The sequence below is a fragment of the Streptomyces sp. NPDC046862 genome (genome assembly GCF_040704615.1).
In the GTDB taxonomy this organism is placed as follows: domain Bacteria; phylum Actinomycetota; class Actinomycetes; order Streptomycetales; family Streptomycetaceae; genus Streptomyces.
The window spans coordinates 1-10,397 of sequence record NZ_JBEYXP010000115.1; the positions used below are offsets into that span (position 1 = coordinate 1).

Below are 10,397 nucleotides of genomic sequence, written 5' to 3' on the forward strand. Positions count from 1 at the left end.
TCATCCGACACGATCCATGGCCGCGACTGATGTTTCCCCACGACCAGACCAACGACACCCCAAGCCGAAAGTCACATGATCAACAGCTTCTGTTAGGACCTCTTAGCCTCCACATTGATCGCCGCGCCGGCCGCGCAGGCGGCCGACGTGCGTCTCAAGTCGCGTACCTCGACCGAGGTGAAGGACGGCAAGGTACACGCCGTCTACGAGTCCTACGACTTCGACGTACGCCCTGAGGACGTCAGCATCCGTGTCCGGCGGAAGGGCAGCGACCAAGTCCTCGCGACTGTCCGGCTCGCTGACACCGACCAGTGCGCTCCCGAGAGCGAATGCTGGGACATGAACTTCCTTTCCGAGCCGGTCACGCTCCCCGAGATGGGCGTCTACACCATGGACGTCGTGGTCCGGGAGGGCCGGCCGGACGAGCTCGTCGACCGTGACAACGGCGAACTCAACTACGCACTCGACCCCCAACTGACGGTCACCAGCGACCGTCAGTGGATCTCCTACGACAACTCCCACATCAACGTGTCCGGCACCCTCGTGGCCGAGGACCCGCACACGCACGAGGTCAAGCCGTTCGCAGGAGCCGGGCTCTACTACCGCAGCCGGGGTTATATGAGCTCCGAGGGCTGGCTGCGGACGAACGATACGGGGAGCTTCACCAAGTCCCTGACCTTCTCCGACTACAGCACGGACACCCAGGTCGACCTCATATTCGACGCGGAGGAGGAGGGGCTCACCCTGCCGTTCCGCAGGCAGGACCTGAAGCTGAAGGTGGACGAGCCCCTCGGCACCGTCAATGCCCCGTACGGGAGCGACGTTCCCGTAAAGGGCAAGCTCACCCGTATCGCCGATGACGGCACGGAAAAGCCGATGGCCGCCTACATCGAGATCGTCGGCCAGAAGACCGTGAGAACCCAGGCCGACGGGACCTTCTCGGACAAGTTCACCGTCACGCGCGGCGGCACGGTGAAGATCACGCCCGGTGAAACGGGCTGGTTGGGCTGGTTCAACACGCCGCCGACGCACTCCATCGCCGTCGCCACGCCTCCCCGGACGAGCACGTTCTCGTCGCTGAAGGCCAGTGTGGACAAGTACCGGAAGGTCACCTTCACCGGCAAGCTGGACGTCACGGCCGGCACGTACCCCGCAGGTACGACGGCCACCATCGCCATGGAGCACTCCACGGACGGCCGGACCTGGTCGAATGTCGGCACCTTCACCGCGCAGTACGGCGCGACCTTCACCCAGTCCCCGGCCAAGAAGGGCTCCAGCAGTAGCTACTGGCGGCTGCGCCACACGAACGCGGGCCTGACCAGCACGGCCTTCAAGCTCGGCCGCAAGTCCACCCAGCTCTTCAATGACGACGTCACGCCCGAGGGCGTACGCAGGGGCACCCGGATCACGGCCAAGGGCGGCCTGTTGCGGAAGTACGGTACGTCCTGGAAGGCGTTCCCCGGCCAGTCGGTCCGCATCTACTTCAAGGCTTCCACGAGCGGCGCCACGTGGAAGAAACTGGGCACCGCCACGACCGGGACCGACGGCACCTTCAGCAAGAAGTTCACCGCGCAGCAGGACGGCACCTGGCAGATGCGCTACATCGACACGCCGAGCACCCACTACGCGGACTACGGACGTGAGGACTTCGTCGACGTCCGCTAGGAACACAGTGCCGGACAAGCTGCACAACACACGGCGGCACTGAACCGCCAGTCGATGCCGGTGGCTGTGGCCCTGGTATGTCGGAGCCGGCCGGTAGCCTCGGGCGCCATGGGCATTCAGATCGATGTAGTGGCGGGTTAAACCCGATCAACGATGAGGTGGAGAGGGGGCTCGGGTTGGCCGAGGCGGTCGGCGAGCCCGTTACGGTCACGTTCCTGTGGGAGGGGCGTGAAGGGGCGGAACGCGCGGTGCCGGTGCCCGCGGCCACGCCGGCGCTCTGGGAGCATTGGGCCCCCGCCGCCTACTCGATGAGTGGCGCTGGGGACGGGAGCCAGGCTGTGGCGGAGGAGCCGGAGCTGGCCCATCCCGCGTCCCGGCCGGCGAGGACTCCGAGCAGCTGCCGGATCTGCTGACGCTGTCCGACGTGATGTGCACCGGCTGCCACGCCGCCCGCACGGCCGGCGTGGCAGCGGGGGACCACGTCACCGTGATCGGCGACGGCGCCGTCGGCCTGTCGGCCGTCATCGCCGCGAGGCTGCTGGGTGCCGAGCAGATCGTCCTGATGGGCCTGCACACCGCTCGCACCGACCTCGGCCGCGACTTCGGCGCGACCGACGTCGGCGCCGCGCCCGGCGAGGAAGGTATCGCCGCGGTCCGGGACCTGACCGGCGGCCACGGCACCGATCGGGTCCTGGAGTGCGTGGGTCTGAAGGAGGCGCTGGTGCAGTCCGCCGGCGTCGTCCGCGACGGCGGCGTCATCAGCCGTGTCGGCGCCCCGCAGTACGCGGAGGTTCCCCTCGGCTTCCCCGAGTTCCTGCCCAACATCACTCTGACCAGGGGCGTCGCCCCGCTCGCGCCTACAGTGAAGACCTCATGCCCCACATCCTCAGCGGCGCCGTCCACCCCGGCCGGGTCTTCGACCGCAGCGTGCCGCTGGAAGACATCGCGGAGGACTACCGGCTCATGAACGACCGCGAAGCCCTCAAGGTCGCCGCCCGCCCCTGACCGGCCCGGCGGGGCTGCCCGCCATCGCCGCCCGACTCTCCTACCGTGCGCTGCGGCACCTCTCGGCCTTCGCGGCTCCAACGCCCTTGCCGTACGCGCCGAACCACACCCTCGAACGAACGGGACACCTCATGAAGCACATCGTTCTGCGCGACCTGGACGTCTCCCGCATCGGCCTGGGGGCCATGGACATGTCCCACGGCTACACCGGCGCCGGCACCGACGCCGTCCGCCTGAGCAAGGAACAGCTTGCACGGCTGAGCAGTCTGCCACCGGCCGCCGGGGACACCCACCTGGAAGCCCAGATGCGCATGATGGAGCGCGGCCGGCAACCGGTATCCCATCCAGCCAGAGCAAGGAAGGGTCCCCCCAAGACACACGACCAGCGGCCGGAGCTGAGCCCGGTCACCGTCGCCGCCCCGGCCGCCCCCGCCGCGAAGCCCAACTGACCGGCCACCTGCGCCGCGCCCTCGACAACGGGCTGACCGCCGAGGAACTCACCGAGGCGATCACCCACCTGCCGTTCCACGCGGGCCGGCCCGCCACGCGGCACCACCCCTGCCTCTTGGGGAGCCTTCCGTGCACAACGTCACGCTGGCAGCTGTCAGTTCTGCGTGGCCGGCAGGGCTTCAGCTGTTCCACGGAAGAAGCCGTCGGTTTCACGTTGCGCGGCGTACCAGCCCAGGGCACGCACCATGGCCTTGTGCGGGGTGGGCGGCAGGAGAGGGGCCAGCTGGGCCCAGGCTTCGTCGACGAGGGTGCGGGCTTCGGTCGTGCAGGCTTCGAGCGCCCCGCTGTGGAGGATGAGCCGGCAGGCTGTGCGGGCGCCGGTGTCGGTGCGTTGCCGAAGCGTGTCTCGCAGGCGTTTGCGGTCGGTCGCGTCGAGGCGTGCGACCGCGTGGGCCACGGGGTAGGTGACCTCGCCGTTGCGCAGGTCCTCGGCGGGGGCTCGGGTGGTGATGCCCTGCTGGTGTTCCTCCGCGGTGACCTGCCCGTACAGGTCGGAGACGTCGTCGGTGATCTGGTAGGAGGTTCCGACGGCTTCGAAGTACCGGCAGATGGCGTCGAGTTGCCGCTCGTCGGCGCCGCCCAGGATCGCGGCGACCTCGGCGGTGCTGCGGACGAGCATCCCGGTCTTGAGGCGGTGTGCGGTGCGGACTTCGTCGAGGAGCGGGCGGGCGTCGCCCGTGGTGACGGCTTCGTCGAACGCGGTGTGGTGTCCGGCGATGTCGAGGGCCTGGCCGGCGTGGGCGGCGCGCAGGTCCCGAAGGTAGAGACGGTAGATGCGCAGCATGGTGGCCGGATCGGCTTGCGGGACTCGCTGCATGAGGGCGTCGAAGGTGTAGTAGCCGAGGGTGCCGGCGGTGATGGCGGGAGCGGTGCCGAAGACCTCGTGGACGCTGGGACGGCCTCGTCGGGTGGGAGAGTCGTCCTGGATGTCGTCGATGACCAGCGCGGAGAGGTGAAGGAGTTCGGTGATCGCGGTGAGCGGCCGGTAGGGCTCGGGGTCGGTGTCGAGGAGACACAGGACGGTCGCGGCGACGTAGGGGCGCCAGGAGCGTCCGGGGTTGTTCAGCAGGTGGAGGAGGGGTGCGGAGACCGCCTGGTGGAGGCGGGCACGTGCGCTCGTATCGAGGCCGGTCAGGCCGCTGGTGCCGGTGAGGAGCCCGAGCGCGGCCTCGTCGCGCGGGTCCGGGGAGTACAGGGCTGCGGCTTCCGTGCCGGCGATGTCGTGGGTGCGGCGCATGTAGTGCTCGATGTCGCCGATGGTGTTGGTCGGGAGGGTCTCCAGGTAGGCGGTGCCGCTGACGGGTGTGGTTCCCATGGTGCCGTGGACGGCCGCGGGGCTCTCCCACATGGCGCGGCCCACGACCAGGGTGCGGACCTCGCCCTCGGCGGTTGTCGCGGTGACCTCGGCGTCCAGGCCGAGGTCGGGCACGCTCACGTGCACTGTGGTGGGGTAGGTGTTGAGGGTGGCCAGTGAGGTCCAGTGCTTCACGGGCCGCCAGGTCAGGTCGTGGTAGCTCACGGTGCCGTCGGGGTCGACCGCTGTGGCGCGGGTGAATTCCAGGCCGGTGGCACCGGTTGCGGGATCGCTGGTGCGGGAGTGGATGCAGCTGATCTCCCAGCCGTTGTCGAGCTGGATACCGGCCCACTCCCAGGTGTGGTCGGGTGTCCCCGGGGAGCGCTGGACGTCGTAGTAGGTCGCACCCCAGTCGTGCTCGAACCAGGCGTGGCCCTCCAGCCGTCTCTGGGTGCCGTCTTCCCGCTGAACCGTGCCGTGGGCGTGCAGCCTCGGGACGAAGTACGACGTCATCGCGTCCGCGTCGGTGGGCAGCCGTCCCGGGTAGCGGCCCTGCTCATCGATCTGCGGGACTGCGGTCTTGGCGGGGGCGAGGACGAGTTCGAAGCGTTCCTCGTCTCCGAAGGCCAGGCGGTAGCCGCCGTCCTCCTGGAGGCGCAGCGCTGCCAGGTCACCGAAGGAGATGTCCAGGGTCTCGTACGACTCGGCGACGGGCTCGGCCAGCAGCCGGTCGGGCAGCAGGGGGCCGTCGGCAAGGGCCTGCGTCAGTGCTTCGCGGACCCGGTGGTCCTGTGCGGTGTCGCCGGCGAGTGCCTTGCGGACCGTGTCGTGCATGGGGGGCGTGAGCCAGGTGCTCCGGGACACGCCTGTCGGGCCCGATCGGACGGACACCAGGGCGTGGCCGGGGGCGGCGGCATCGTCGTGGACGTCGTGGTGGCGCAGCATGCCGATCATCCACGTGTACGCGTTGCCGTCCTCGTCGCGCAGATGACCGTTGAGGTACCACGCTTCGGCGCCGGCGGAGGGGTGGGGTAAACCGAAGGCCGCCGGGTCGGCGACGTCATGCGGGGTCGCCTGCGACGGGACACGCGCCGTGGAGCGGGAGGAGGTGGTCATGCGGAGAACGTAGATGCCCGTTGCTTCCATGACGGGCCACCGGCCGTCCGACCATCAGATCGGATGAAAGCTCCGTCGATAAACATCCGGATCGCCGTGTCGTCGCCGCTCTCCGCTCGTTAGAGCGGAACGCCAAGGGGAGGAGACCATCGATGGAAGTACGGGGCGTGCACCACGCCTACGGCCGGCGTGAGGTCCTGCGTGGCATCGACCTACGGCTGGAGGCCGGAGTCCTGGCCGGTGTCGTGGGAGAGAACGGCGCGGGCAAATCGACCCTGCTGAAGATTCTCTCGGGCGAGCTGGCTCCCGATCGAGGCACGGTCGTCCACGGGGGCAGGTTCGGGTACTGCCCTCAGGCAGCCGTCCTCAACGACGCGCTCACCGTCCGCCAGCACTTGGACTACTTCAAGGTCGCCTACGGCCTGAGCGACCTGGACCGCGCCGAAGAGGTCATGGACGCGCTGCAGTTCAGCGAGTACGCCGAGGAGCGGACCGCGGTCCTCAGCGGCGGGACCCGGCAGAAGCTGAACCTGACCCTCGCCCTCATGCACGACCCGCACGTCCTGCTGCTGGACGAGCCCTACCAGGGCTTCGACTGGGACACCTACCAGCGGTTCTGGGACCTGGCCACGTGGCTGCGCGATGAAGGCCGGTCCGTGCTCGTGGTGTCCCACCTCGCCTACGACGCCGAACGTCTCGACGTGTTGTGGCGCCTGGACGGCGGTCTTCTGCACGAACAGACCACGGAGCGTGCGGCGTGACGCCCCGCCGGTCCTGGCGCCGCCACCGCACGTTCTTCACGACCGCGGCCCGCTACGCGCTGACCGAGCATGTGCGCAACCGCTTCGCCATGGTGCTCGTGGCCCTGTTCATCCCGGTGTGGACGGCGCTGGCCTTCTATTCCGTCCCGGACACCCCCACCCGCTTCCGGCTGCGCGCCACCGGAGACCTGCTCACCCCTCACGGCAACCAGCTGACCGAGATCACCGGCGCCCTCAACGCCGTCACGCTGATCATCGGCTTCATGATGTTCGCGGCCTCCTTCGTCAACGGCCGCTTCGACCGCCGCCTCGCCCTGGCCGGTTACCCGCGCACCCACCTCGTCCTGGCCAAGCTCGTCTCCCTCACACTGATCTCCGCAGCCGTGGCCGCCTACGCGACCGCCCTCACCTGTACCTTCTGGAAACCCCGGCAACCGGCCCTGCTCGCAGCGGCCCTCTTCCTCGCCGGCATCACCTACGGCTCTCTGGGCGTCGCGTTCGGCTCACTGCTGCGCCGTGAAGTGGAAGGCATGTTCGCCATCGTGATGACCAGCGTCATCGACCTCGCCCTCCAAAACCCCCTCTACAGCTCCAGCTCGAACGGTGGCATCGTGCGCTACCTGCCCTCCTACGGCGCCATGCAGGCCGCCACGGGCGCCGGATTCTCGGCCACACCCCTGCCGAAGTACCTGGCCATCCAGGCCGGATGGTTCACGGCCACCGCCCTCACCGGTCTGCTGGCCTTCCACATCCGCACCCGCAACAGCCTCAGCAGACCACGACCGCGCATCATCGCGCCGCGTACCCCTGACGACACCACGCCGACTGCCTCCGTGTCCGCTCCAGCACCCAACGTGCCCGCGCAGCAGCAGGACTGTTCGCCCCCTCGCCCCTCCCTCAGACGTTCATGAACAGCGGGCCGCCACCCTCGGGCCCTGGCGGTCGGCTACCTGCTCGCTGCGGCATGACGCAGCAGCGGGGTGACGCGGTGCGGTACGAGTTCGCGCATGGCCAGGGCCGTGGTCGTGCGTTCGATTCCGGGAACGGCGAGGATCTGCCCCGCGATCCGGTACAGATCCTCGGCGTCCGTGGCGACCACCCGTACGAGCAGATCGGTCTCACCGCTGAGGCCGAAGACCTCCACGACCTCTGCGAGACCCGCGAGCGCCTGGGACACCTCGGCCAGACGATGCTGGTCGACCTGAGCGGTGATGAACGCGGTGAGCGGATAGCCCAGAGCCTTCGGGACGACCCGACGTTCGAAGGGTCCCAGCGCGCTGCCCTGTTCCATCCTGGCCACCCGTGCCTGGACGGTGTTGCGGGACAGCCCCAGCCGTTCGGCCAGGGCGACGACGGTGGCACGAGGATCGGCGTCCAGGGCCAGCAGAATCCGGGCGTCGGTCGCGTCCAGCGTGCGCTCGTTGTTCATGGTGCTCAATCGGCCTCTCTCCTCGACCTCGCGATGTGAGCAGAATGCTCAATCGAAAGACCACAACTTGTGCATGCGAAGAGTCATCTTTCTACTGGCGGAGCGCAACGTTGATTTTCTCGAGGCGTGAAACCAGTAGTGGAGGTGGTCTGTGATGGTCACGAAGGTCGGCCTGGTCGATGCCGATGCCCCGGGTTCTGCCCAGCAGGGAGCTCTCACTGTGCTCCGGAGCATCGAGCAACGGGTGCTGTGGCTGTCCACCTCGATCATCGACCACGCCAACCGGGTACGGCCCAACCCTTCGGGGCTGAAGGTCGGCGGCCACCAGGCGTCCAGCGCCTCGATGACCTCGGTCATGACGGCGCTGTGGTTCCACACCCTGACCGCCGAGGACCGCGTGTCCGTCAAGCCCCATGCCTCACCCGTACTCCACGCGATCAACTACCTGCTGGGCGAGCTGGACGAGTCCTACCTCACCACCCTGCGCGCCTTTGGCGGCCTGCAAAGCTACCCCAGCCGGTCCAAGGACCCCGACCCCGTCGACTACTCCACCGGTTCGGTCGGCATCGGCGCCACCGCCCCGCTGTGGGGTGCGCTCGCCCGCCGTTACGTCGACGATCATTTCGGCGGGACCGGCAGGGGGCGGCAGTACTCCCTGCTCGGTGACGCGGAGTTGGACGAGGGCGCCATCTGGGAGGCGATCCAGGACCCGATGGTGCCGGGCCTGGGCGAGGTGGTCTGGGTCGTCGATCTGAACCGGCAGTCCCTGGACAGGGTCGTGCCCGGCATCGCCGCGGACAGGCTGCAGGGCATGTTCGCGGCGGCGGGCTGGCAGGTGATCACACTCAAGTACGGGCGTCTGCTGCGGGAGTTGTTCACCCGGCCCGGCGGTGAGGCACTGCGCACCCGTGTCGACGCCATGGGCAACCCCGAATACCAGCGCCTGCTGCGCTGCTCCGCCGACCAGGTGCGTGAACGCCTGCCCGGCACCGGTTCCCTCGCGGGGCCGATCGCCGGGCTCATCGCCTCCCTGGACGACGCGGCGCTGCCGGCGGCGCTGCGCAACCTGGGCGGCCACGACCTCGGAGCGCTGACGGACGCTTTCGGCGCCGTCGACGACACCCGCCCGACCGTGATCTTCGCGTACACCGTCAAGGGCCATGGGCTGCCCACCGAGGGACACCCGCAGAACCACTCCTCCCTGCTGACCGGGGAGCAGATGAGGGCGCTGTCCCATGGCCTGGGGACGGACCTCGACCACCCGTGGGCGCATTTCGCCGACGGTTCGCCGGAGGCAGCCCTGTGCGCGGCCGCCGCCCAACGGCTGCGCCGTGCCGTGCGTGAGCCACAGCAGCCGCCCGCGGTCCCCACCGACCTCGGCCGCCCGGCGCCGACAGGCTCCGGCAACACCCAACAGGCCCTCGGACGCGTCCTGCTGGACCTCACCCGTCGGACGCCGAAGGCGGCCGCCCGGATCGTCACGGTCAGCCCGGACGTCAGCTCCTCCACCAACCTCGGCGGCTGGCTCAACAAGGTCGGCGTGTGGTCCTCGACCGAGCGCCCCGACTGGTTCGCCGACGACGCCGAGACGATCCTGCACTGGCGGGAGCGGCCGACCGGTCAGCACGTGGAGCTGGGCATCGCCGAGACCAACCTGGTCGGTCTGCTCGGTGAACTGGGCGCCACCTGGAGCCGCTGGGACCAGCCGCTGCTGCCGATCGGCGTGGTCTACGACCCCTTCGTCAACCGGGCCCTGGAACCGTGGTCATTCGGTATCTACTCCGGCGGTCAGTCGATCCTGGTCGGCACGCCCTCCGGCGTCACGCTCGCTCCGGAGGGCGGCGCGCATCAGTCGATCACCACGCCCTCCCTCGGTATCGAGCAGCCCGGCTGCGTCACCTATGAGCCCGCGTTCGCCCTCGACGCCGAATGGTGCCTGCTCGCCGCCCTCAACAACCTCGGCCGCCCGGGCGGGAGTTCTGCCTACCTGCGGCTGTCCACCAAGCCCGTCGACCAGACGCTCGCGGCCGTGCCCGCCGACCCTGCCGCCCGCGAACGCCGCCGACGGCAGGTGACCGCCGGAGCCTACCGGCTGCGCCGGCACGAAAAGCCAGTGGTGACGCTGGCCGCCATGGGCGCGCCGACCTCTGAGGCACTGGCCGCAGCGGACCGCCTCGCCGCACTCGGTCACGACGCCGATGTGGTCTGTGTGACCAGCCCTGACCTGCTCTTCCGCGCGCTGCAGGCCCGCCGTGGTCTGACTGAGGGCCCGACCTGGATCCTCGACCGGATCTTCCCCGCCGACCGGACCACGCCGCTCGTCACCGTTCTCGACGGCCACCCGCACACACTGGCCTTCCTGGGCACGATCCAGAACGCGCCCATCACTCCCCTCGGAGTGACCCGCTTCGGCCAGTCCGGCACGATCGAGGACGTCTACCGCCACCACGGCATCGACACCGACAGCATCATCACCGCGGCGCTCGACCTCATCCGCTGAAGGAGAGTTCCCGGACTGGCGCTGACCTGGTATTCCTTCGCAAGCCCACAGCAGCGGGGGCGGCGCGCCAACACGACGGGGCCCCCGAGGAAGAAGTAAAAGAACCACACCGAACAG

At 69.2% G+C, this 10,397-nt stretch carries 7 protein-coding genes and 1 pseudogene; 6 read left to right on the top strand and 2 right to left on the bottom strand.

Annotation, left to right across the window (positions count from 1 at the left end):
- The first annotated feature begins 114 nt into the window (after positions 1-114).
- From AB0959_RS52610 to AB0959_RS52620, 3 genes and pseudogenes are all read left to right on the top strand, one after another.
- Positions 115-1,665 carry a hypothetical protein gene (locus AB0959_RS52610; protein ID WP_366834145.1) on the top strand — a complete coding sequence of 517 codons (1,551 nt, stop codon included), beginning with the start codon at positions 115-117 and terminating at the stop codon, positions 1,663-1,665.
- A gap of 367 nt (positions 1,666-2,032) precedes the next feature.
- Positions 2,033-2,670 (top strand): annotated as a pseudogene (locus tag AB0959_RS52615) (zinc-binding dehydrogenase); the annotation flags it as partial.
- A gap of 131 nt (positions 2,671-2,801) precedes the next feature.
- On the top strand, positions 2,802-3,119 hold the full coding sequence (locus AB0959_RS52620; protein WP_366834146.1) for a hypothetical protein: 318 nt from the start codon (positions 2,802-2,804) through the stop codon (positions 3,117-3,119).
- A 155-nt stretch (positions 3,120-3,274) separates the two neighbouring features.
- Here AB0959_RS52620 and AB0959_RS52625 read toward each other — a convergent pair whose 3' ends face one another.
- Entirely contained in the window at positions 3,275-5,590 is a 2,316-nt protein-coding gene (locus AB0959_RS52625) for a polyprenyl synthetase family protein (RefSeq protein ID WP_366834147.1), read from the bottom strand.
- A 152-nt stretch (positions 5,591-5,742) separates the two neighbouring features.
- Between AB0959_RS52625 and AB0959_RS52630 the strand changes: the two genes are divergently transcribed.
- Together AB0959_RS52630 and AB0959_RS52635 are read left to right on the top strand one after the other, a co-directional pair.
- On the top strand, positions 5,743-6,351 hold the full coding sequence (locus AB0959_RS52630) for an ABC transporter ATP-binding protein (RefSeq protein ID WP_366834148.1): 609 nt from the start codon (positions 5,743-5,745) through the stop codon (positions 6,349-6,351).
- The gene (locus tag AB0959_RS52635) at positions 6,348-7,262 is read left to right on the top strand and encodes an ABC transporter permease (protein WP_366834149.1); all 915 of its coding nucleotides are present in this window, start codon (positions 6,348-6,350) and stop codon (positions 7,260-7,262) included. The genes AB0959_RS52630 and AB0959_RS52635 overlap by 4 nt, the downstream gene beginning before the upstream one ends.
- 35 nt (positions 7,263-7,297) lie before the next feature.
- Here AB0959_RS52635 and AB0959_RS52640 read toward each other — a convergent pair whose 3' ends face one another.
- Positions 7,298-7,780 carry an Lrp/AsnC family transcriptional regulator gene (locus AB0959_RS52640; protein ID WP_366834152.1) on the bottom strand — a complete coding sequence of 161 codons (483 nt, stop codon included), beginning with the start codon at positions 7,778-7,780 and terminating at the stop codon, positions 7,298-7,300.
- A gap of 154 nt (positions 7,781-7,934) precedes the next feature.
- Between AB0959_RS52640 and AB0959_RS52645 the strand changes: the two genes are divergently transcribed.
- On the top strand, positions 7,935-10,280 hold the full coding sequence (locus tag AB0959_RS52645) for a pyruvate dehydrogenase (protein ID WP_366834150.1): 2,346 nt from the start codon (positions 7,935-7,937) through the stop codon (positions 10,278-10,280).
- The last annotated feature ends 117 nt before the right edge of the window (positions 10,281-10,397 follow it).

What these genes read in the sequence shown, in the direction of transcription:
- AB0959_RS52620 (WP_366834146.1), top strand. Translation starts at nt 2,802, where the DNA reads ATGAAGCACATCGTTCTGCGCGACCTGGACGTCTCCCGCATCGGCCTG.
- AB0959_RS52625 (WP_366834147.1), bottom strand. Translation starts at nt 5,590, where the DNA reads ATGACCACCTCCTCCCGCTCCACGGCGCGTGTCCCGTCGCAGGCGACC.
- AB0959_RS52630 (WP_366834148.1), top strand. Translation starts at nt 5,743, where the DNA reads ATGGAAGTACGGGGCGTGCACCACGCCTACGGCCGGCGTGAGGTCCTG.
- AB0959_RS52645 (WP_366834150.1), top strand. Translation starts at nt 7,935, where the DNA reads ATGGTCACGAAGGTCGGCCTGGTCGATGCCGATGCCCCGGGTTCTGCC.
- AB0959_RS52640 (WP_366834152.1), bottom strand. Translation starts at nt 7,780, where the DNA reads ATGAACAACGAGCGCACGCTGGACGCGACCGACGCCCGGATTCTGCTG.